The 22,183-nt window shown below is 55.7% G+C and carries 21 protein-coding genes; 13 read left to right on the top strand and 8 right to left on the bottom strand.

The annotated features are described in order from the left end of the window. Positions 1–34: 34 nt before the first annotated feature. A complete protein-coding gene (locus tag ACK13D_RS07375) occupies positions 35–937 on the bottom strand; it encodes a LysR family transcriptional regulator (protein WP_010252153.1) in 903 nt (300 codons plus the stop codon). A 103-nt stretch (positions 938–1,040) separates the two neighbouring features. Between ACK13D_RS07375 and ACK13D_RS07370 the strand changes: the two genes are divergently transcribed. The 3 genes from ACK13D_RS07370 (at position 1,041) to ACK13D_RS07360 (ending at position 2,836) form a co-directional block, all read left to right on the top strand. Next, positions 1,041–1,466, top strand: a complete 426-nt coding sequence (locus ACK13D_RS07370) for a CidA/LrgA family protein (RefSeq protein WP_050679828.1) — start codon at positions 1,041–1,043, stop codon at positions 1,464–1,466. Then, positions 1,459–2,154, top strand: coding sequence for an LrgB family protein (locus tag ACK13D_RS07365; protein ID WP_010252149.1), 696 nt, complete (start codon positions 1,459–1,461; stop codon positions 2,152–2,154). The genes ACK13D_RS07370 and ACK13D_RS07365 overlap by 8 nt, the downstream gene beginning before the upstream one ends. Positions 2,155–2,290: 136 nt before the next feature. Next, positions 2,291–2,836 carry a YfaZ family outer membrane protein gene (locus ACK13D_RS07360; RefSeq protein WP_010252147.1) on the top strand — a complete coding sequence of 182 codons (546 nt, stop codon included), beginning with the start codon at positions 2,291–2,293 and terminating at the stop codon, positions 2,834–2,836. Between the two features lie 82 nt (positions 2,837–2,918). Here the strand turns inward: ACK13D_RS07360 and ACK13D_RS07355 are convergent, their stop codons facing one another. The 3 genes from ACK13D_RS07355 to acs all read right to left on the bottom strand — a co-directional run bounded on the left by ACK13D_RS07355 (position 2,919) and on the right by acs (position 6,996). After that, positions 2,919–4,574, bottom strand: a complete 1,656-nt coding sequence (locus ACK13D_RS07355) for a cation acetate symporter (protein ID WP_010252145.1) — start codon at positions 4,572–4,574, stop codon at positions 2,919–2,921. Then, positions 4,571–4,900 (bottom strand): DUF485 domain-containing protein, encoded by a 330-nt coding sequence (locus tag ACK13D_RS07350; protein WP_010252143.1) that lies wholly within the window; start codon positions 4,898–4,900, stop codon positions 4,571–4,573. Before ACK13D_RS07350 ends, ACK13D_RS07355 begins: the two co-directional genes overlap by 4 nt. A gap of 140 nt (positions 4,901–5,040) precedes the next feature. Next, positions 5,041–6,996 (bottom strand): acetate--CoA ligase, encoded by a 1,956-nt coding sequence (gene acs / locus ACK13D_RS07345; RefSeq protein ID WP_010252142.1) that lies wholly within the window; start codon positions 6,994–6,996, stop codon positions 5,041–5,043. Positions 6,997–7,579: 583 nt separating this feature from the next. On the opposite strand from acs, the gene gltP reads away from it, so the two are divergent. The 6 genes from gltP (at position 7,580) to ACK13D_RS07315 (ending at position 14,961) form a co-directional block, all read left to right on the top strand. Beyond that, positions 7,580–8,881, top strand: coding sequence for a glutamate/aspartate:proton symporter GltP (gene gltP, locus ACK13D_RS07340; protein WP_010252141.1), 1,302 nt, complete (start codon positions 7,580–7,582; stop codon positions 8,879–8,881). 217 nt (positions 8,882–9,098) lie between these two features. Then, the gene (locus ACK13D_RS07335; RefSeq protein ID WP_010252139.1) at positions 9,099–9,374 is read left to right on the top strand and encodes a type II toxin-antitoxin system RelE family toxin; all 276 of its coding nucleotides are present in this window, start codon (positions 9,099–9,101) and stop codon (positions 9,372–9,374) included. A 119-nt stretch (positions 9,375–9,493) separates the two neighbouring features. Then, entirely contained in the window at positions 9,494–9,868 is a 375-nt protein-coding gene (locus ACK13D_RS07330; protein WP_033780420.1) for a helix-turn-helix domain-containing protein, read from the top strand. Between the two features lie 954 nt (positions 9,869–10,822). Next, positions 10,823–11,734, top strand: a complete 912-nt coding sequence (gene murQ / locus ACK13D_RS07325) for an N-acetylmuramic acid 6-phosphate etherase (protein WP_418796044.1) — start codon at positions 10,823–10,825, stop codon at positions 11,732–11,734. Further along, complete coding sequence (murP, locus tag ACK13D_RS07320; protein WP_341576144.1) at positions 11,734–13,188, top strand: PTS N-acetylmuramic acid transporter subunit IIBC; 1,455 nt, start codon at positions 11,734–11,736, stop codon at positions 13,186–13,188. Before murQ ends, murP begins: the two co-directional genes overlap by 1 nt. A gap of 228 nt (positions 13,189–13,416) precedes the next feature. Next, complete coding sequence (locus tag ACK13D_RS07315) at positions 13,417–14,961, top strand: methyl-accepting chemotaxis protein (RefSeq protein WP_163763165.1); 1,545 nt, start codon at positions 13,417–13,419, stop codon at positions 14,959–14,961. A gap of 22 nt (positions 14,962–14,983) precedes the next feature. Here the strand turns inward: ACK13D_RS07315 and ACK13D_RS07310 are convergent, their stop codons facing one another. Then, positions 14,984–15,949: an AraC family transcriptional regulator gene (locus ACK13D_RS07310; protein WP_418796041.1), complete on the bottom strand. Its 966-nt coding sequence runs from the start codon at positions 15,947–15,949 to the stop codon at positions 14,984–14,986. Between the two features lie 105 nt (positions 15,950–16,054). Between ACK13D_RS07310 and ACK13D_RS07305 the strand changes: the two genes are divergently transcribed. The 3 genes from ACK13D_RS07305 (at position 16,055) to yncE (ending at position 18,919) form a co-directional block, all read left to right on the top strand. Continuing rightward, positions 16,055–17,242, top strand: coding sequence for an MFS transporter (locus tag ACK13D_RS07305; protein ID WP_010252123.1), 1,188 nt, complete (start codon positions 16,055–16,057; stop codon positions 17,240–17,242). A gap of 212 nt (positions 17,243–17,454) precedes the next feature. Next, on the top strand, positions 17,455–17,664 hold the full coding sequence (locus ACK13D_RS07300) for a YdgH/BhsA/McbA family protein (protein ID WP_009092571.1): 210 nt from the start codon (positions 17,455–17,457) through the stop codon (positions 17,662–17,664). 202 nt (positions 17,665–17,866) lie between these two features. Beyond that, positions 17,867–18,919: a 7-bladed beta-propeller protein YncE gene (gene yncE / locus ACK13D_RS07295; protein ID WP_341576138.1), complete on the top strand. Its 1,053-nt coding sequence runs from the start codon at positions 17,867–17,869 to the stop codon at positions 18,917–18,919. 122 nt (positions 18,920–19,041) lie between these two features. Here the strand turns inward: yncE and ACK13D_RS07290 are convergent, their stop codons facing one another. The 3 genes from ACK13D_RS07290 to sbmA all read right to left on the bottom strand — a co-directional run bounded on the left by ACK13D_RS07290 (position 19,042) and on the right by sbmA (position 21,170). Continuing rightward, complete coding sequence (locus ACK13D_RS07290; RefSeq protein ID WP_010252120.1) at positions 19,042–19,341, bottom strand: helix-turn-helix domain-containing protein; 300 nt, start codon at positions 19,339–19,341, stop codon at positions 19,042–19,044. Next, a complete protein-coding gene (locus tag ACK13D_RS07285) occupies positions 19,341–19,694 on the bottom strand; it encodes a type II toxin-antitoxin system RelE/ParE family toxin (protein WP_010672045.1) in 354 nt (117 codons plus the stop codon). The genes ACK13D_RS07290 and ACK13D_RS07285 overlap by 1 nt, the downstream gene beginning before the upstream one ends. Positions 19,695–19,928: 234 nt before the next feature. Further along, entirely contained in the window at positions 19,929–21,170 is a 1,242-nt protein-coding gene (sbmA, locus tag ACK13D_RS07280) for a peptide antibiotic transporter SbmA (protein WP_010672044.1), read from the bottom strand. 276 nt (positions 21,171–21,446) lie between these two features. Here sbmA and ACK13D_RS07275 point away from each other — a divergent pair, with 276 nt between their 5' ends. After that, positions 21,447–22,181 (top strand): gluconate 2-dehydrogenase subunit 3 family protein, encoded by a 735-nt coding sequence (locus tag ACK13D_RS07275; RefSeq protein WP_341576136.1) that lies wholly within the window; start codon positions 21,447–21,449, stop codon positions 22,179–22,181. Positions 22,182–22,183 lie beyond the last annotated feature (2 nt).

Raw genomic sequence — 22,183 nt, 5'->3', positions numbered from 1 at the left:
GCACGCCTGCGCGTTAATGCGGCGTGCCAGCCTTTCACACCGACAGGCGCGGCGGCTCATCCGGCCAATGCTCGCGACAACAGGCTATCCACGCCTGCGCACTGCGCGACAGATAACTCCCTTCCCGCCAGATCAATCCCAGACTCCACTTCAGCTCCGATTCCAGCGGCAGCCACAGCAGCGACTGCTTATCCAGCCGCTGACAGATCGGCTCCGGCAGAATCGCCAGCCCCATCTCCGCCTGCACCATCGCCGCCAGAAAATCCCACTGTCCGCTGCGAACCGCCACCGTTGGCGTCAGGTTGAGCCGCTGAAATGCCTGCATCAGCTGACGATTCAGCGAGAACTCCTCATTAAAAATCAGCAGTGGATGCTCTGCCAGTTCTGCCAGTCCAATCTGCTGGCGGCTGAGCCACTCCGGGCGACGCGGCAGCAGTACGCAGAGCGGATGATGCATCAGGGGCAGGGTGTTCAGCGGCAGCTCGGCATCGACCGGTAGCGCGGTCAGGGCGATATCCAGACTGCCCGCCAGCACCGCCTGTTGGACGGTCAGACCGCCGAACTCAGAGATTTTCAGCTTCACACCGGGATAGCGGCGGCGAAACGCGGAAATCGAACCGGCAATCTGCATACCGACCATCGGCGGAATACCCAGTCGCAGCTCACCGGTTTTGAGCTGGTTGATGTCACCAATCTCCGCTTCCAGCTGATGAAACTCCTGCAGGATCGCCAGGCCGCGCTGATAGACCGCCTGGCCGCTGTCGGTGAGGTGCAGACGACGACCATCGCGCAGGATCAGCGTGCAGCCCAGCTCCTCCTCCAGCTGGCGCAACATTTTGCTGATGGTCGGTTGCGTCACAAACAGCTTCTGCGCCGCACGGGTAAAGCTCTGCTGGCGTACGACTTCAGTAAAGTAACGCAGGGCGCGGACATCCATAACTATTCCTTTCAGGCATGATTTCGATAATTTTAATTCATTTTTTTCACCTTCTGTTGACGATTTATACTGGTGACATCAATTTAATCGGGGAGACAAGGTGATGGCGTTAGCGCTCACTTTACGCAGCAACCGCGCAGTGCAATTGCTCAGCCTGCCGCTCCAGCTGGGTTTCTATATCGGCCTGTTTATCGCCTGCGACCGGCTGGTGAGCTGGCTGCATCTGCCGCTGCCCGCCAATATCGTCGGGATGCTGCTGCTGCTGGCGTTAATCGTGACGCGGATTGTGCCGCTGAACTGGGTGAAAGCCGGGTCACGCTGGCTGCTGGCCGAGATGCTGCTGTTCTTTATTCCGGCGGTGGTGGCGGTGGTGAACTATGGCGATCTGCTGCGGGTTGATGGCTGGCGCATCTGTGTGGTGATTGGCGTCAGTACGCTGCTGGTGCTGGCCTCGACTGCCTGGGTGGTGGACCGGCTTTATCATTATGAAGTCGCGCGTGCCGCGCGTAAGCAGGATCCGCATGCGTGATTTTCTGCTCAGCCTGCTGTGTGTAGCCGTTACGCTGCTGGTTTATGCGCTGAATAAACGGCTTTATCGCCGCTGGCGGACGCTGCTGCTGATGCCACTGGTGATGACGCCGCTGGTGCTGGTGGCATTGCTGCTGCTGACGCATATCAGCTGGCAGGATTACATCGCCGAAAACCACTGGCTGCTCTGGCTGCTGGGGCCAGCGACGCTGGCGTTTGCGGTGCCGGTCTATGAGAACGTGGAAATTATTAAGCGCCACTGGCTGTCGCTGAGCGCGGGCGTAGTGACCGCGACGCTGGTCGCCGTCTGCAGTTCCGTCTGGCTGGCGCGGCTGTTAACCCTGCCGGAGTCGATTCAGCGCAGCCTGGCCGTGCGCTCTATCACCACGCCGTTTGCGCTGGCTGCGGCGGGTCCGATTGGCGGGCAGCCCGATCTGGTGGCGCTGTTCGTGGTGATTACAGGCGTGTTTGGCATGGCAATCGGCGACGTGCTGTTTCTGCGGCTCGCCATTAAGCAGGGCGTGGCGAAAGGCGCGGGATTCGGTGCGGCGTCACACGGTGCCGGCACGGCACGCGCCTATCAGATTGGCGAGCAGGAGGGCGTGGTCGCCAGCCTGGTGATGATGCTCTCTGGCGTGGTGACCGTGGTGCTGGCCCCGCTGATTGGGCACCTGATGTGGACAATATAGGCTACACTCCGTCGCACAGGGGCTGGTCTGCGCTGAGACACGTATTTTTACGTAAAGTTTTCCAGATTTTGTTGTCTCCCCATTTCAGGCTGTTAACCTTGCGGCCGAATTAATTGTCCTTTCACGGAGTGGAATCATGTTTAAGCAACTTGTTGCCGGGAGCGCCCTCGGGCTGGTTTTAATGAGCGGTGCCGCTCAGGCGATTGAAGGCAGTGTTGATGTCAGCGAACACAACACCAACCTGAATGTGGGTCTGGGCACCACAACACCCGGTCTGTTTCTGAAAGGTAACTGGCTGCGTAGCGACCATGACGGCAGTACCTACGGTGCCGGTCTGGGTTACAACGTTGATTTCGGGCCGCTGCGTCTGGCGCCGACCGCAAAAGCGATCTTCACCCATCCTGAAGATGGAAAAGATGGATTTGCGGTGGCGCTGGGTGGTGCAGCACACTACAGCTTCAACAGCATGTGGGGCCTGTATGGCGAATATTATTACGCGCCAGAGTCTTTCACCGATCAGCTCGACAGCTATCAGGAAGCCGGTGGCGGCCTGAGCTTCACGCCGGTTTCACTGCTTAACCTGCGTGTGGGTTATCAGTACATCGAACTGAACAACAAAGATGGACGCAAAGATAACGTGCTGGTCGATGGCCCGTACGTGGGTGCATCGCTGCGCTTCTGATTCTGCTGCGCAAAAGAAGAGGGCGACTACTTCGGTAGCCGCCCTTTTTTATTGCCTGCTCTTTATGAACGAAAAGCCACGATCAGTGCGCTTTGCCCTGTTCGATGCCGGTGCCGGTCTGCGAGCGGATAAACTGTGCACGGAAGCGTGAACGTTCTTCTGCGCCCTGCTGCGAATGGTCGGTAATCGAGAAGATCCAGATGCCCACGAAGGCCACCGCCATGGAGAACAGCGCCGGATACTCATAGGGGAAAATCGCCTTCGCGTTGCCCAGCACCTGTACCCACACCGTCGGGCCGAGGATCATCAGGATAACGGCGGTCAGCAGACCGAGCCAGCCGCCCACCATCGCGCCACGCGTCGTGAGTTTTGACCAGTACATCGACAGCAGGATGATCGGGAAGTTACAGCTGGCCGCAATCGAGAAGGCCAGCCCGACCATAAAGGCGATGTTCTGTTTCTCAAACAGAATACCCAGCGCAATCGCCACCACGCCCAGCGCCAGCACGGTAATTTTTGAAACCCGCAGTTCATCTTTCTCGCTCGCCTGACCTTTACGATACACGCTGGCATAGAGGTCGTGAGACACCGCCGATGCACCCGCCAGGGTTAAGCCTGCGACAACGGCCAGAATCGTGGCGAAGGCAACCGCAGAGATAAAGCCCAGGAAGGTGCTGCCGCCCACGGCGTTCGCCAGATGCACTGCCGCCATATTGGTGCCGCCAATCAGCGCGCCGCTGGCATCTTTAAAGGCCGGATTAGCGCCCACCAGCAGGATGGCACCGAAGCCGATAATAAAGGTCAGGAAGTAGAAGTAACCCATAAAGCCGGTGGCCCAGAAGACGCTTTTACGTGCCTCTTTAGCATCCGCTACGGTAAAGAAGCGCATCAGGATATGCGGCAATCCGGCCGTACCAAACATCAGCCCCAGCCCCAGCGACAGCGCGGAGATAGGATCTTTGACCAATCCGCCAGGCTGCATAATCGCGATGCCTTTTGGATGGACCGCCATCGCTTCAGTGAACAGCGTATTAAAACTGAAACCGGTCGCCTTCATTACCATGACCGCCATGAAGGTGGCACCAAATAGCAGCAGCACGGCTTTGATGATCTGCACCCAGGTGGTGGCCAGCATGCCGCCAAACAGCACATACATCACCATCAGAATGCCGACCAGGACTACCGCAACATGGTAGTTAAGGCCAAACAGCAACTGGATCAGTTTACCGGCCCCGACCATCTGCGCGATCAGGTAGAGCGCCACGACCACCAGTGAGCCGCAGGCTGACAGGGTGCGGATCGGCATCTGCTTCAGACGATATGAGGCGACATCGGCAAACGTATAGCGACCCAGGTTACGCAGTCGCTCAGCGATTAAAAACAGAATCATCGGCCAGCCGACCAGGAAGCCGAGCGAGTAGATCAGCCCGTCATAACCAGAGGTGTAAACCAGCGCCGAAATGCCCAGGAACGAGGCGGCCGACATGAAGTCACCCGCCATCGCCAGGCCATTCTGGAAGCCAGTGATATTGCCGCCCGCGGTGTAGTAGTCATTACGTGATCGGGTGCGCTTTGAGGCCCAGTAAGTAATTCCCAGCGTGGCCCCGACGAAAATCGTAAACATGATAATCGCCTGGTAGTTGGTCGCCTGGCGCTGCACGGCACCGGTTATCGCATCGGCAGCCAGTGCTGAAAACGGCAGCATTAAGGCCAGCAGCCATAAGGTGAGACGAGTCATGATTTCACCTCGCTGAGGATCGCTTTCGTTAAACGGTCAAACTCACCGTTGGCACGCCAGACATAGACGCCGGTCAGCACAAACGACATCACAATCAGCCCGACCCCAATCGGGATACCGCGCGTGACGTTGGTGCCGGCATGCAGCGGGGTACCGAGCCAGCCGGGTGCAAACGCGATCAGCAGGATAAAGCCGACATAGAGCACCAGCATGATCAGCGACAGCAGCGTCGCGAACGCCTGGCGCTTACGGACTAATTCATGAAAAAGGGGATTACGCTCAATCTGTTGATTGATGGCATCCTGATTCGAAAGGGCGTCATTCATCACATTTTCTCCAGAGGGCTTGCAGGCGAGAACCTCGCGACAGGGCGCGGATTCAGCTGGTTATAATATTTGTGACTACCGAAACAGACTGCGTAGGGCGGGTGTGGCGGGAAGCGATCTTCCCGCCGGACAGCGTGCGCTTAAGGCATTTTGATCGACTGTTTCTCCTCAAGCAGTTTTTCTACTACGCCAGGATCGGCGAGCGTAGAAGTATCACCAAGATTACTGGTATCCCCGGTGGCAATTTTGCGCAGAATACGCCGCATGATTTTGCCGGAGCGGGTTTTCGGCAGTGAGTCGGTCCAGTGCAGTACATCCGGTGTGGCTATCGGGCCAATCTCTTTACGGACCCACTGGCGCACTTCGGTGTACAACTCCGGCGACGGCTCTTCGCCATGATTCAGCGTGATATAGGCATAAATCGCCTGGCCTTTGATGCTGTGCGGAATCCCCACTACCGCCGCTTCGGCAATTTTAGGGTGCGAGACCAGCGCCGATTCTATTTCGGCGGTGCCGAGTCGGTGACCGGAAACATTGAGTACGTCATCGACGCGTCCGGTGATCCAGTAGTAGCCATCTTCATCACGACGGGCACCATCACCACTGAAGTAGACATTTTTAAAGGTAGAGAAGTAAGTCTGCTCGAAACGGTCGTGATCGCCATAGAGGGTACGTGCCTGACCCGGCCACGACTCGGTGATCACCAGATTGCCTTCACAGGCGCCTTCCTGTGGCTGACCTTCGTTATCCACCAGCGCGGGCTGCACGCCAAAGAACGGTCGGGTGGCGGAACCCGCTTTCAGCTCGGTCGCACCCGGCAGCGGCGTGATCATGAAGCCGCCGGTTTCGGTCTGCCACCAGGTATCAACAATCGGGCAGCGGCTGTTGCCGATTTTCTTGTAGTACCACTCCCAGGCTTCCGGGTTAATTGGCTCACCGACCGATCCCATAATGCGCAGGCTGCTGCGGTCGGTGCCGGCAATCGCCTTATCACCTTCCGCCATCAGCGCACGGATGGCAGTGGGCGCGGTGTAGAGCAGCGTGACTTTATGTTTATCGACCACTTCCGCCATACGGCTCGGCGTTGGCCAGTTTGGCACCCCTTCAAACATCAGTGTGGTGGCGCCACAGGCCAGCGGGCCATAAACCAGATAGCTGTGGCCCGTCACCCAGCCTACATCGGCGGTGCACCAGTAGATATCATCCTGATGGTAATCAAAGACGAACTTAAAGGTGGTCGCGGCATAGACCAGATACCCGCCGGTGGAGTGCAACACGCCTTTGGGTTTGCCGGTTGAACCGGAGGTATAAAGGATAAACAGCGGATCTTCTGCGCCGACTTCTGCGGCAGCGTGGTTGGTGCTCGCGTTCAGCATCAGGTCGTGCCACCACTGATCGCGGCCTTCAACCCAGCCCACATCTTTACCAGTGCGCTGGAACACCACCACGTTTTTCACGCTGGTGACATTGGGATTTTTTAACGCGTCATCGACATTTTTCTTCAGCGGAATGCTGCGACCGGCGCGGATCCCTTCATCGGCCGTGATTACCAGCGAGGCGCTGGAATCGACGATGCGGCCCGCGACCGCCTCCGGTGAGAAACCGCCAAAGATCACCGAGTGAACGGCACCGATACGCGCACAGGCCAGCATCGCTACTGCGGCTTCCGGCACCATCGGCATATAGATCGCCACCACGTCGCCTTTTTTCACTTCCAGCAGTTCCAGCACGTTGGCGAAGCGACAGACTTCGGCATGCAGCTGGCGGAAAGTCAGGGTTTTGCTTTCGCTGGCGTCGTCGCCTTCCCAGATAATCGCCGGGTGATCGCCGCGCGTGGCTAAATGACGGTCAAGGCAGTTTGCCGCCAGGTTGAGCGTGCCATCTTCGTACCAGCGAATGTTAATGTTACCTGGTGCAAACGAGCAGTTTTTCACTTTGCTGTAAGGCTTGATCCAGTCAAGGATTTTGCCCTGTTCGCCCCAGAAACTGTCTGGATCGTCGACAGATTGCTGATACATCGCCTGATACTGTTCTGCAGTAATCAGGGTGTTTGCTGCAATATTCTCTGGAACGGGATGTTTGTGTATTTGGCTCATGGCGGATCTCCTTGAAGATGTTAATGATATGTCAATCAATGGTTAATTAAAGCCCGCGCCAAAGCTTTGTTTCTTTTTTGCGCCACAGATCACGTGATACACATCCCCCAAGAAGCGTTAAGCCATTCTGATCTATCAGGTTAACGCTCTGGCGGCGCTGGAGAAGTCAGGCATCGCTTTTACGTTTTCATCCTGAATAAAAAGCGAGCAAACGCGCCGGATCAGTTTTTAAGCGTTTCTGCATAGCTATGCGTAAATTCATCGAAGTAATACTTTTCATAACAGCAGGTTAGGGTTTTTCAGCTCTGGCAGCACTTTATGCTGCTTAGATGGTGAACTTTTAATCGGATCCGCCAGGGGTTGCATTTACCACAGTGAAAATGGTACTTATCTCGCCCCTGTTCTGCAGGTATCAACTCAGACCGCGTCTGAAAATGGGTATGGGAATCATCAGATTTTCATACGAGGCGCTGTTTCAAGACACCCTCTAATTTACCGGGCTTTTTGCTCACTCCCTGTGTGTATTGTCTTCTGCACCTTCGCAGTAGAGAGAAACGGGTTTTGACTGAGGAAATTACACGTTATGAAAGGTTTTAAAATCAGCCTGGCCTGGCAGATTCTGACAGCCCTGGTGCTTGGCATCGTTGTGGGTGCTGTGTTGCATAATCAGCCAGACAATCGTGAATGGTTAGTCACCAACATTCTCAGCCCGGCAGGCGATATCTTTATTCATCTTATCAAGATGATTGTGGTACCGATTGTGATTTCATCCCTGATTGTCGGCATCGCTGGCGTGGGTGATGCAAAGAAGCTGGGACGCATCGGCGTCAAAACGATTCTCTACTTTGAAGTGATCACCACCATTGCCATTGTGGTCGGTATTACGCTGGCCAACGTATTTCAACCCGGCACCGGCATTGATATGTCAACGCTGGCAACGGTGGACATCTCTAAATATGAAGCGACAACGGCAGAGGTACAGGGCGGTCCGCACAGCCTGGTCACCACCATTCTGTCGCTGATCCCGCAGAATATTTTCGCCTCAATGGCGAAGGGCGACATGCTGCCGATTATCTTTTTCTCGGTGCTGTTTGGTTTAGGCCTGTCGTCACTGCCGTCAGAACAGCGCGATCCGCTGGTGAACCTGTTCCGTGGCATTTCTGAAGCGATGTTTAAAGTGACGCACATGATCATGCGCTATGCCCCGGTGGGTGTGTTTGCGCTGATTGCGGTGACGATTGCTAACTTCGGCTTTGCCTCGCTCTGGCCACTGGCTAAGCTGGTGCTGCTGGTTTATGCGGCGATTCTGTTCTTCGCCTTTGTGGTGCTGGGCGGAGTGGCGCGCTTCTGTAAGCTGCGGATTACCACGCTGATGCGTATCCTGAAGGATGAGCTGATTCTCTCTTACTCTACTTCCAGCTCGGAAACGGTGCTGCCGCGTATCATGGAGAAGATGGAAGCCTACGGCGCGCCGAAAGCGATCACCAGCTTCGTGGTGCCGACCGGTTATTCGTTTAATCTGGATGGTTCAACGCTTTATCAGAGTATTGCGGCGATCTTTATCGCGCAGCTGTATGGCATTGACCTGTCGCTGACCGACGAGATTGTGCTGGTAATAACGCTGATGGTGACCTCGAAAGGTATCGCTGGCGTGCCAGGCGTCTCCTTCGTGGTGCTGCTGGCCACACTGGGCAGCGTCGGCATTCCTCTGGAAGGTCTGGCGTTTATCGCCGGTGTTGACCGCATCATGGATATGGCGCGTACCGCGCTGAACGTGGTTGGTAATGCGCTGGCGGTGCTGGTGATTGCCCGCTGGGAAAACCAGTTCGACGTCGAAAAGGCGAAAGAGTATGAGCTGGAGCTGCGGACACAGACCGCAAGCTGAACACGGCATTAACGTAAGAATGGGCTCAACGAAAGTTGGGCCTTTTTTTATGAGATTTTTCATGTCAGATATACAGGTTGACCGAGAATTAAATAGTTATAATTTTATAACTAAAAACCATGTTTATACGACAGGGATATTGTGATTATGATTGATTATAGTTATATTCCGTTGCGGTGAGTTGACTGTGTTCTTTGACAACATGGAGTGTTGACGGATGCCAGAAATTAACTGGACGAAAAAGGCATTGAAACAGCTTTATGGGCTGCCTCAGAAAGAGGGTAACGCTATTGAAGATGCTGTAGAGGCGCTGGCTAAATGGCCGGATATTCCCCATCTGAAAGTCGAAAAACTGACTGATGATAAACAGAAGCGAATGAAGCTGGTAGTAGGTCACTACCGCGTACTCTGGAAGATAGAGAAAGGTCAGCCAGTAGTGATAGATATACTTGAAGTCGTAAGAAGAACATCGACCACGTACAAAAAGCGCTAGCAGTGTGGCAGGAGCAATGTGCGTCATCAATAAGTTCTGTGCAGCCGGGTTTAGCGTTCCGCTGCACAGGCAGACGATCAGACAGTGTTGCCTGCCGTACCAGTAAGGAGTGATTACCCATGAATGCTATACAGTTTCTGACGGACGAGCGCGGGAACCGCACTGGTGCTGTCATCCCTATAGAGCTGTTTAATAAGCTCATGGCTGAACGTCATTTAGATGATGTGTTTGAGTCTGTCCCTTATGAAGTGGGTCCAGACGATGATGAAACGATTCCTCACGATGTAATGAAAATCAGCCGACGGCAATCTGTTCCTTTGCATGTTGCCTGGCGTTTGCATCGTCACCTGTCACAGGAAGAGGTGGCGAATAAACTTGGCATCACGCAGGCTGGCGTGTCGAAGTTAGAGTCGAGAAAGAAACCTCAAAAACAAACGCTTGAGAAGCTGGCTGCTTTATATGGCTGCAGAACGTCACAACTTTATATTGATTAAATGGTTGCGCGTTTAACCTGCGATTGGTGGGTTTTAATTGTCTTTTGGATGAGTGACATAGGATGGGAGGCGAGGTCTTTGCAGGAAAAACAGTGCTCCGTTCAGTCGGATACCAGCAGTGACTGCGTAAAGTCGTCGAAAACCCATCCCTGGGGCCTCGGCCGCCGGTTCACTCACCTCATCCATGAGGCTCGCCCGCAAGCGGGCCAACGCTTTGCATTGTTCAAAAACGCTCCCGACGTTTTTGAACAATGCGGCGGACGCTTAACTCCGTCAATGCTGGTATCCGCCTTCTCATCCACCTCGGGTACAGATTGTCAGAAGGACAAAAACCAGGAAAGGACATCTTACTCCAGCAGGCCTTTTTCAACGTTTATGTCCGACTCAAGCCTCTTTTCAAGCAGCCATAAAAAAGCCTGAGGGAAGAAAAGGTTCACCTGAAGAGTAAAGCGTCCCACGGCAGGGACGGCGTGGGCTTAGCGTCAGTGTGCCTGAGGCCGCGTTCCATCATTCAAACAGCAATAAAAAAGCTTGAAGGAAGAAAAGGTTCACCTGAAGAGTAAAGCGTCCCACGGCAGGGACGGCGTGGGCTTAGCGTCAGTGTGCCTGAGGCCGCGTTCCATCATTCAAACAGCAATAAAAAAGCTTGAAGGAAGAAAAGGTTCACCTGAAGAGTAAAGCGTCCCACGCCAGGGACGGCGTGGGCCGAGCGTCATGGATGACGAATGCGTCTTTACGATCAGGTGAACCTTTTCTGACCGGCACCGGTCTCCCAGCGATTGCACTCACATGCACCGAACCCAGGTCGTAATGCTTATACTCATCACTCAGCCAATCTGATCCCCCGCAACATGACTCACCCCACATCCATCGAAAAAAGATCTCACCCAATGAATTAATCATTCGTTATGATAGTTATTAATTTGAATAATTTATTCCTTTGCGGAGCCCGCCATGAAACTCGACCTCAGCCAGATGATCACCGAAGGCCGCAACTCGGCCAGCCAGAATATTGACGAACTCTCCACCGAAGCGATGCTTCGCGTCATCAATGATGAAGATAAAAAGGTGGCGCTGGCGGTTGAGGCCATCGTGCCGCAGATTGCCGCCGCCGTTGACGCCATCTGCGCCGCGTTCCAGGCCGGTGGACGACTGATCTATTGCGGCGCAGGCACCTCCGGTCGGCTGGGCATACTGGATGCCAGCGAATGCCCACCTACCTTTGGCACACCCCGCGAGCAGGTTATCGGCCTGATTGCAGGAGGCCATACCGCCATACTCCAGGCGGTAGAAAACGCGGAAGACAACCGGGAGCAGGGCGCGCAGGATCTGAAAGATATCCACTTCAGCCGCCACGATGTGCTGGTTGGCATCGCCGCCAGCGGTCGCACACCCTACGTACTGGGCGCACTGGCTTACGCGAACGAACTTGGCGCGACTACTGTATCGCTCACCTGTAATCCAGGCAGCGCCATGTCGCAGGTTGCCGCGATTGCGCTCACGCCAGTGGTCGGCCCCGAAGTGGTCACCGGGTCTTCCCGTATGAAAGCGGGCACGGCACAAAAACTGGTGCTCAACATGCTCACTACCGGGTCGATGATCCGCAGCGGAAAAGTGTACGGCAACCTGATGGTCGACGTGGAAGCCACCAATCAGAAACTGGTACAGCGTCAGGTTAACATCGTCATGCAGGCCACTGACTGTGATGAGGCGACGGCCAGCGTCGCGCTCACCGCCTGTGGCGGACACTGCAAAACCGCCATCCTGATGGTACTGGCTGACCTGGCTGCCGATGAGGCGAAAGCGCTGCTCAGTCAGCATCAGGGCTTTATCCGTCAGGCTTTACAGGCAGCGGGAGCACGCTAATGGCCAGAATCACCGAGGCTCTGTTGCGCGACATCCTGCAGGCGGTCGGTGGCGCGCAAAATATCGCGGCCTGTGGTCACTGCATGACGCGGCTCCGCCTGACGCTCAATCAGCCGGGAGAGAGTGATCTGGCACGGTTAAAAAGCCTGCCGGGTGTCTTAGGCGTTATCGACAGCGAGGCACAGTTGCAGATTGTGCTGGGACCTGGCAAGGCGCAAACCGCCGCCGAAGGGATGCAGAACCTGCTGGCTCAGGGTGATACCGCGCTGGCACCGCAGGGCGAAACAGCGGAACTAAGCCTGCTGGCACAGCAGCAGAAGCAGCAGCTAAAGGCGAAACAGACCAGCGGCGTGCATCAGTTCCTGTCGCGCTTCGCCACCATCTTCACTCCGCTGATTCCGGGCTTTATCGGCGCGGGGCTGCTGCTGGGATTTGCCACGCTGATTGAACAGAGTCTCCACCTCAATGCACCCGGTGACCACGCGCCCTGGCTGCTGCATACCGTGGCGTACATGAAAGTCTTCGGTAAAGGGTTGTTCACCTTTCTCAGCATCCTGATTGGCTACAACGCGCAGAAAGCGTTTGGCGGCAGCGGCGTCAATGGCGCAATCATCGCCTCGCTGTTTGTGCTCGGCTATGTGCCCACGGCCACCACCGGCTACTACAGCGGCATGGAAAACTTCTTTGGCTTGGCGATCGACCCGCGCGGCAACATTATTGGCGTGCTGATGGCGGCGATTATCGGGGCGTGGATTGAAAAACAGCTGCGCAAAATCATTCCCGACAATCTCGATATGATCCTCACCTCGCTGTTTACGCTGTTGATCACCGGCGCCATCACCTATCTGTTGATCATGCCGATGGGCGGCGAACTGTTTAAAGGGATGTCGTGGCTGTTTATCCATCTCAATAACAATCCCTTTGGCTGTGCGCTGCTGGCCGGGCTGTTCCTGATCGCGGTGATGTTCGGCATCCATCAGGGCTTTATTCCGGTCTACTTTGCGCTGATGGAAACCCAAGGGTTTAACTCGCTCTTCCCGATTCTGGCGATGGCGGGAGCAGGCCAGGTCGGCGCATCACTGGCGTTGTGGTGCAAAGCAGAAAAAGGGGCGCTGCTGCGGGCGCAGATCAAAGGCGCTATCGTGCCGGGGCTGCTTGGCGTCGGTGAACCGCTGATCTACGGCGTCACTTTGCCGCGCCTCAAGCCCTTTATCACCGCCTGCGGCGGTGGTGCGCTGGGCGGGTTCTTTATCGGGCTGGTGGCGTGGCTGGGTTTGCCGGTCGGGATGAACACGGTATTCGGACCCTCCGGCCTGGTCACGCTGCCACTGATGACCTCCAGCCAGGGGATCTTCGCTGGCATGGCGGTCTATCTGGCCGGGCTGATGGTGGCCTGGATCGGCGGATTCCTGCTCACCTGGTGGTTTGGCACCCGTAATGTCGACCTCAGCTGACCCGCTGCCGGAATTCTCCAGTCCGGCTAACGGATGGATAATCAACCAAAAATGTGAAAGCCGCTACAAAGCGGCTTTATTATTGCCACTAATTTAACTTAAACGCTAAAGAGTAGGCAGAAGCATGCCGAAAACATAAAAAAAGGTAATCGTTATCTCTCAGCCCACAGTTTTCATGCCGACACTCAGACCGTCGCGTGCAGGACGTCGGGTCTCCAAGGACTTTTGATGCGTAACAACCAGCCTGTCTCTCAGCGTGAATATCTGTTCGACGATAATGCGACACTGATGTCGACCACCGATCTTAACAGCCACATCACCTACGCTAACGACGCGTTTATTGAGGCGAGCGGCTTCACCGCCGACGAGATCAACGGCCAGCCGCATAACATGGTACGTCACCCCGATATGCCATCAGAAGCGTTTGCCGACATGTGGGCGACGCTGAAACAGGGTGAACCCTGGACGGCACTGGTCAAGAACCGCCGTAAAAATGGCGATCACTACTGGGTGCGGGCCAACGCCATTCCGGTAGTCCGCGACGGTAAAGTGCAGGGCTACATGTCGGTACGCACCAAACCCACGGCAGAGGAAGTGCGTCAGACTGAGGTGCTCTATCAGGATTTTCGTGAAGGCCGCGCCAGAGGGCGACGTTTTCACAAAGGCCTGCTGGTTCGCAGCGGCTGGCGTCGTCCCGCCTCAATCCTTAAGACGCTGCCCCTTCGCTGGCGGATCCGCACAACGCTGCTGACGTTACTGCCCCTCTCGGTGGCGGGTGTCTGGGCGCTGGGCATGACGCCCGCGGCACTGGCAGGCTTTACCGCGGGAATGGCTGCGCTGCTTCTGCTCTGCAGCCTGTGGCTGGAGCAGCAGATTTCACGCCCTATTGAGCGGATGTGCAAACAGGCGCTGAGCGTGGCAACCGGTGCCAGCCATAAAGTGGAGCAGATGGACCGCGTTGATGAGGTGGGTGTGACGCTGCGCGCCATCGGTCAGCTCGGATTGATGTTCCGCTGGCTGGTGGATGATGTCAGCGGCCAGGCAATCAATGTGCTGAGCGCCAGCGACGCCATCGCCCGCAGCAACAACGAACTCAGCCGCCGTACCGAACAGGCGGCTGCCAACGTGCAGCAGACTGCGGCCACCATGAACGAAATGACCGCCACGGTGAAGAGCAACACTGAAACCGCGCATGAGGCGAATACCCTCTCAGCCGGCACCAGCCAGGCTGCCAGCAAAGGCGGCGAGGTGATGACCGAAATGATGGGCATGATGGGCGAAATTGCTGACAGTTCAAAGCGGATTGCCAATATTACCAGCGTCATCGACGGGATTGCGTTTCAGACCAATATCCTGGCACTGAACGCCGCCGTGGAAGCGGCGCGGGCCGGTGAGCAGGGCAAAGGCTTTGCGGTGGTCGCCGGAGAAGTGCGCAGCCTGGCGCAGCGCAGCGCCAAAGCCGCGAGCGAAATCAAAATGCTGGTTGAAACCAGCGCCAGCCGGGTCAACTCGGGCAATGAGCACGCCAGCGCGGCAGGCCGCACGATGCAGGATATCGTGTCGCAGGTGCAGAATGTCACCGCACTGATCGCCCAGATCAGCGCCGCCACGGCCGAACAGGCGACCGCGCTCAGCGAAGTCAGTTCAGCGGTGGAAGATCTTGATGATATCACTCACCAGAACGCCGCCCGCGTGACAGAAAGCGCCGAGGCTTCAGGTCGCATGACCCATCAGGCTAACCGTCTGGTCGAAGCGATCAGCGTCTTTCGTTAAGAGAAGAGATTCAGCAGCCCGGTTAAGAGGCCAGCGCTTGCGTGCCGTCGCGTCCGGCACGCAATGCGCCTGGTGACTGACCGACAATCCGTTTAAAGGCGCGACTGAATGCCGCAATCGAGCCGTAGCCGAGATGATAAGCCACGACTTCCACCGCTTCACCGTTGTTCACAATCCGCTGCACCGCCAGCCGCATCCGCAACTCCGTCAGATAGCGCAGCGGTGTCATGCCGGTGGCATTGAGAAACCGTCCGGCAAACACTGAGCGCGAACAGCCTGCCACGCTGGCCAGCCGCGCCACCGTCCAGTTTTCTCCTGGCTCCCGATGCATCGCAGCAATCGCCTGACTCAGACGTGGATCGCGCATCGCCTGCACCAGCCCACTGCGCTCGCCGCAGCCGTTCTCTACCCAGCCGCGCACAATCAGCGCGGCAACCACGTCTGCCAGACGCGACAGAATACCGGCGAATCCCGCCTGGCGGGTGAGCGACTCCCGCTCCATCGCCGCCAGAATCGGCTGAATCTCCGGGTATTGCGACAGCAGAGTACTCACCAGCATCACATCGGGCATGGTATTGATCAGCGGCTGCATGCCGCCGAGCTCAAACGCCATGCAGGCGCTGAACAACAGCACACTGTGCTCGTCATCACAGGCATCTTCCGGTGCTGCAATGGCGCAGACGCTGTCGCAGAGCGGCTTGCTCGCCATGTTCTTAATACACTGGCAGCTCGCCTCCTCACTGGAGATCAGGCTGTGGGGTTTGCCGTGCGGCACCAGCAGCGCATCGCCGCTGTTGAGCTGAAACACCTCGCCGGAGGCGCTGCGCACCATCAGTGAGCCGCGTCCGACAAAGTGGAACTGCGCCCGGCCCGGCGCGTGATCATAACGCAGCCCAAACGGCGCGCTCACTGCGATACGCTGATAGTTCACGCCATAGAGGCGCATCCCCATCAGCAGCTCACTGGTCAGATCTCCATAGTGGCTCATGTGATTCCAGACGAATTATCAAAAATGAAGGTGTAAGCATCATAGATCGTCCTGACGCGTCGCTCTATGCTCACACTCACTTTTTTTATCTTCCGGAGAAGCAGCATGAGTCTGACAACCGAAGTGGCTGATGAGGTTTCCTCGCCGACCCGTCCCGCGTGGGGCGCGGTATTTGCTATGGCATTTGGGGTGTTCAGCCTCATCACCGCCGAATTTTTACCCGTGAGTCTGCTGACGCCGATGGCCCACAGCCTGGGCGTATCAGAAGGGCAGGCGGGACAGACCGTCACCATCACCGCGCTGGTGGCGCTGTTTACCAGTCTGGTCACCGGCAGCGTCACGCGGCGCATCGACCGCCGCATCGTCATGCTGGTGTTTTCGCTGTTGCTGATCGCTTCGGCACTGATGGTGGCGTTTGCGGCTGACCTGACGGTGATCCTGCTGGCGCGGGTGCTGCTGGGTATGGCCATTGGCGGCTTCTGGACACTCTCAACCGCCATCACCATGCGCCTGGTTCCCACCGATCAGGTGCCGCGTGCGCTCTCTATCGTCTTCAGCGGTATCTCGCTGGCGACGATTATCGCTACGCCACTGGGCAGCTATCTCGGCGGACTGGTGGGCTGGCGCAACATCTTTATGCTGACTGCCGGACTGGGTGCGGTGGCGCTGCTGTGGCAGTTCTTTACCCTGCCCGCCATGCCGGCAGAGAACAAAGCCCGCAACGGCGGGGTGCTGGCGCTGCTGCGTATTGGTGTGATGCGCTGGGGAATGCTGGCGGTAATCATGATGTTTACCGGTCACTTTGCCTTCTTTACCTATCTGCGTCCATTTCTGGAAAGCGTTGCGCAGCTCAACCTCAATCAGCTGTCGCTGGTGCTGCTGGCCTTTGGTGTGGCGAACTTCTTTGGCACCTCGCTGGCCGGTTTCCTGGTCACCCGCAGCGTATCACTGACCCTGAGTGGCATGGCGCTGTTGATGAGTGTCACCGCGCTGCTGCTGGTAAGCTTTGGCGATGTCAGCTGGATGGTAGGTGCAGGCGTGGCGATCTGGGGTATGGCGTTTGGTTCGATGCCAACCGGCTGGTCAACCTGGATTTCGCGCGCGGTGCCGGATGATGCGGAGTCAGGCGGCGGTTTACTGGTTGCCACCATCCAGCTGGCGATTACTGTCGGCGCGGCGGCGGGCGGCTGGATGTTTGACCTGCGCGGCGCAGGCGGTGTGTTCGTTGCCAGCGGAGTGCTGATGCTGCTGGCCGCGCTGACCATCTTCACCCGGGTACGACATCACGGTTAAATCCTCAAGGGCAGCAATATATGCTGCCTTTTTTTATGGGGGTAGATTATTAACCTTTTGAGTGATAACTGTGCGAAATGTGCTTTTTATCATCAATTTTACTGAACGAGTTAAGCAAAACCCTCCGCTTTTTACTGATCAACTTCCGGACTAATATATCTATCAACAAGGCAGCACGCCTTACCTGATAAAAATTAACCGAGGAATTGACCATGAAATCTATCAAAACTTTTGCAGCTGTTATCGCGCTTTCTGTTCTGCCATTTGCCAGCTTCGCACAATCTGTGACCGCCATCGACTCTACGCTGGATGGTGCTGAAGCGAAAATCGCTGCGCAGGCTCAGGAAGCTGGTGCTTCATATAAGATCACTGAAGCTTACACCAACAACGGCGTTCACATGACCGCTGAGCTGCTGAAATAAGTTAAGTTTTACCCTCTTGTGCTGACAGGACGCCTTTGGGCGTCCTGGCGGCGTTTATCCGCTAATAATCCTGTCCCTTTCCCCCCGAAATAATTATTATTCTCAAAAACAATTCTGCATCTGACTGCTGGTCAGCTGTTTCTGGTTGCAATGTCGGGCTTTCTTTTCACTGCGTCTGCAGTGGATTAACTATGGAGAAGTTATGAAAGCGATTACCAATACGTGCCGGACCCTGCGTCCGCTGTTACTGGCTACGGCCCTGTTCTCTGCCTCAGGATGGCTGGCGGTGCAGGCTGAAGATCTTAATCAGGCCGTGGGTAAAGGCGTCTATGAACTGGCAGTCAGCCCGAAAGATAACGCGCTGTTCGTGGCGACAGCGCGGAACAGCAGCGGTGACGGCGGCACCGTTTTCCGTCTCGACCCGGCTACGCTGGCGGTACAGCAGTCGATCAACACGGCGCTGAAATCGTTCGGCGCGGCGATCAACCCGCAAACCAACGTGCTCTACATCGGCAACACCGTAAACGGCTCGGTTACGGCCATTGACGCCAGCAGCGGCAAAGTGCTCAACACGCTGGTGCTGGATAGCCGTAAGCGCAGTGAGACCGTGCGCCCATTGCAGCCGCGTCAGGTGGCGGTTGATGCTAAAACTAACCGGGTTTATATCACCGGCCTGGGACCGCAAAGCGTGGTCTGGGTGGTGGATGGCAGCACGCTGAAGCTTGTCAGTACCATCCCGAATACCGGTAAAATGGGCACCGGCCTGGCGGTAGATTCAGACGCGCAAAAGGTCTACGTCACCAACGGTGATGGTGAACTGGTGACGATCAATGCGCGCACCAATGCCATTGAGAAAAAGCAGAAGATTGACGGCGATAAAGAGCACTTCTTCCTGAACATCGCGCTGGATACGCGCGGTCAGCGCGCCTTCCTGACGGATTCAAAGCAGGCGCAGGTACTGGTGGTTGATCTGCGTAATCAGCAGGTGATTCAGCGGATTGATGTGCCGGAATCGCTGGCGGTGCTGTTTAATGGTGATCGCGATGAGCTTTATGTTACTCATCGCAAAGCGGGTGAAGTCAGCATCATCGACGCCAGCAGCTATAAGGTGAAGCGCACGGTGAAAACCCCGGCGCTGCCTAACAGTCTGGCACTCTCGGCAGACGGCAAGGTGCTTTATGTCAGCGTGAAACAGCCTGGCTCGCGTAAGGCGCCGCCAAAAAATCCTGACAGCGTGATGCGTATTGCACTGTAAGGCGTGAAGTCCCGGACACTGCTGTATTGAAGCTGTTTTACATCCGGTCTTTGTAAACGAGAAAGCCACTCTGACGAGTGGCTTTTTTATTTAAACAGAATCGCTTTCGCCGTTTTGAGGGTTCAGATGCGAAAGGCCACTCTTTTTCCGGTCGGAAGTTCCACATCAAGACTGAGTTTTCCGCCCATTGCTTCGACATAGCGTTTCAGCGTGGCAACCTTAATCTCATTTCCGCGTTGCTCAATCTGAGCAACGGCAGGCTGACGCACGCCCATGGCCTCGGCGAGCGTCTTTTGTGATAACTGAAGCTCTTCGCGAATCATCTGAAGCCCGACTTCCAGAATCATTTCATCAGACATTTTTTTGATTCGCGCCTGACTCTCAGGGGAGAAGTCGGCGATAACATCATCCAGGGTTCTCATTAATTATTTCCCTTCTCCTGTTCAGCCAGCCAGGCTGAAAATTCATCGTCAGCGATGCGTATCATTCGGATATAAAAACGTTTGTCATGACTCTTATCTCCGGCACATAACACAATAGCCTGGCGGACAGGGTCAAATGCATAAAATGCCCGAATTGGCTTTCCTGAAAACTGTACGCGGAGTTCTTTCATATTCCTGTACTGCGAGCCCTTGAGAGTATCAGCATAAGGGCGAGGCAAATCAGGGCCGTATACTTTTAACTTTCCCAGATCCGCTAACATTTTTTCCTGCAGGGCTTCTTCCTGCTCACTTAGCCAGCTTTCAAAGCGCGGGCTCAGGAGTACGGTCCACATGACATACTTCCTTGTATATATTCCGTCATACAGGGTACAGATTATAAGCTACAGCTTATAAATTCAAGCCAGAGAACACGCATGACGGCTGATTTAAGCATTAAAAAAGCCCGCTTTCGCGGGCCAGGAGCAGCACATCTCTGCTGTTACAGGAGTCCTGCAGGTTCTTTGCGGGATGATCCGTGGCTGAGGAGAGTGGGGTGGCAATCGACCCGTGCCGCCATCCTTAAGTAGTTACACCTCTTCCGACGCTTCGCGCATCATCTCATCGTGCGGAACATCATCCAGAATCTGCTCAAAGCTGCGCAGACGCTTATAGATCGACATCAGTTCGATCAGCGTCGACCAGGAGGCGATCAGATACTGGAACGAGCCGCGCACCTGATCAAACACGTTGGTGATCTGGTTGAGTAAGCCCAGCGTGATGGTGCCCGCCACAATGGATGGAAACAGCAGGAACAGACCAAACACGTTATCAACCTGCAGATAGAGAATGCGGGTGATGTTGAAGTAGAGATAGTGAAAGTAGAGACGGAAGTAGTTGACCCGCACCCGACTGAACAACTCCTGAACCGTCTGCGGTGTGGCGCGATCGGCATTGTCTTCGCCGTAGACCAGTTCTTTACGGTAGGCGGCTTCAACCCGCTGATTGCGGAACTCCAGCCCCGGCAGCTTGATCCCTACCAGCGCCAGCAAGCCAGTACCAAACACTGACCAGAGCACAGCGGCAATCACCAGTGCGTAAGGAATATTGCCGAGGATGGGAATATCTTTCACGTGATGAGAGAGCGCGACCAGCACCGGTAAAAACGCCACCAGCGTCATAATCGCCTGAATAAAACTGACACCCCAGTTTTCCAGCGTGGTCGCAAACCGCATGGTGTCTTCCTGCACACGCTGTGCGGCACCTTCGACATGACGCAGACGCTGCCAGTTGTGCATGTAGTAGTTATTCATGGCGCTACGCCAGCGGAAAACCCAGTGGCTGATAAAGAAGGAGTTAAGTACGCCAATCACCACTGCGATTAATGCGATGCCGAGAAAAGAGAAAACCTCATGGTAAAACTCCGCAATCTGCACCGATCCCGCTTTGGTTAACGCTTTCTGAATCAGATCATAAAACGGTCCATACCAGGCGTTAATGGCCACTCCGACCTGCACGCCAAACCAGGTCACAAAGATGATCAGCGCGGAGCCCCAGACTGACCAGCGTTGCCATGGATGCGCATCAATCAACCGCCAGGCCCCGGCAAAAATGGCTACCATGATCCAGTAATAGAGGTAGAACCAGAGCTGACTCACGGCGATAAAACGCGCTGCCGTCGTCGGCAGGGGCTGTTTCATTGCTGTTTCAAAGGTGGGCCAGATGCCGGGCAGATGCGCGGCAAAGCCGAACCAGGCAAAAATCGCTACTAAGCTCCAGACAGCCGCAGAGCTGAAAAACAGCGCTGGCCGCGGAAAAAAAGACTTAAACATAGGCACTCCGCTGTTGTGTGTTGCCTGTTATAACGTTTTTGACGGGTCGCTGTCTGTAGTCTGTTGTTTCTGCTAATGACAGGAGGGGGATAGATGTTAATGAAATTGTGCGGTTTTGTTTCCTGGAACTAAATCTTTGTGAATGGCAGTGTTACAATAGGTTGTTTGTTACCGGTAACAAACAGGCTCCTGGCCTGTATCTGCTGATAAAAACCATTACAACGCAACCACCTATTTTTTTCATACCGCCGGTCAGCGCGGGAATGAGGCAATGTCATGTCAGAACAAAAAAAGGGTCATTCACGCAGGGATTTTTTGCTGAAGACAATCACCCTGGCGCCTGCAATGGCGGTAGGTTCCACAGCGATGGGTGCACTCTCCCTGCCGCTGGCCACACAGGCGGCTGAAACCCCGGCCACGCCACAGCAGGCGCGCGACTACCAGCCGAACTGGTTCACCGCCGAAGAGTTTGCTTTTATTACCGCCGCCGTGGCACGGCTTATCCCCAGCGATGAACGCGGGCCTGGTGCGCTGGAAGCGGGCGTGCCTGAGTTTATCGATCGTCAGATGAATACGCCGTATGCCACGGGGTCGAACTGGTATATGCAGGGGCCGTTTAACCCCGACCTGCCGAAAGAGCTGGGCTATCAGCTGCCGCTGGTGCCACAGCAGATCTACCGCCTCGGTCTGGCCGATGCCGATAATTACAGCAAAAAGCAGCACGGCAAGGTGTTCGCCCAGCTCAGTGGCGAGCAGCAGGATGCCTTACTGCAGGCGATGGAAAGTGGCAGTGCTGAATTCAGCCAGCTGCCGGCAAAAGTCTTCTTTAGCTTCCTGTTGCAGAATACCCGTGAAGGCTTCTTCAGCGATCCTATACACGGCGGGAATCAGGGCATGGTCGGCTGGAAGCTGATTAACTTCCCTGGCGCACGCGCCGACTTTATGGACTGGGTAGAGCGCGGCGAACGTTATCCGTTACCGTCAGTGTCGATTCGCGGGGAGAGAAGCTAAGC

It is taken from the genome of Pantoea sp. K16 (assembly GCF_048452805.1).
Classification (GTDB): Bacteria; Pseudomonadota; Gammaproteobacteria; order Enterobacterales; family Enterobacteriaceae; genus Pantoea; species Pantoea agglomerans.
This window is presented reverse-complemented; position numbering and strand designations above follow the sequence as displayed.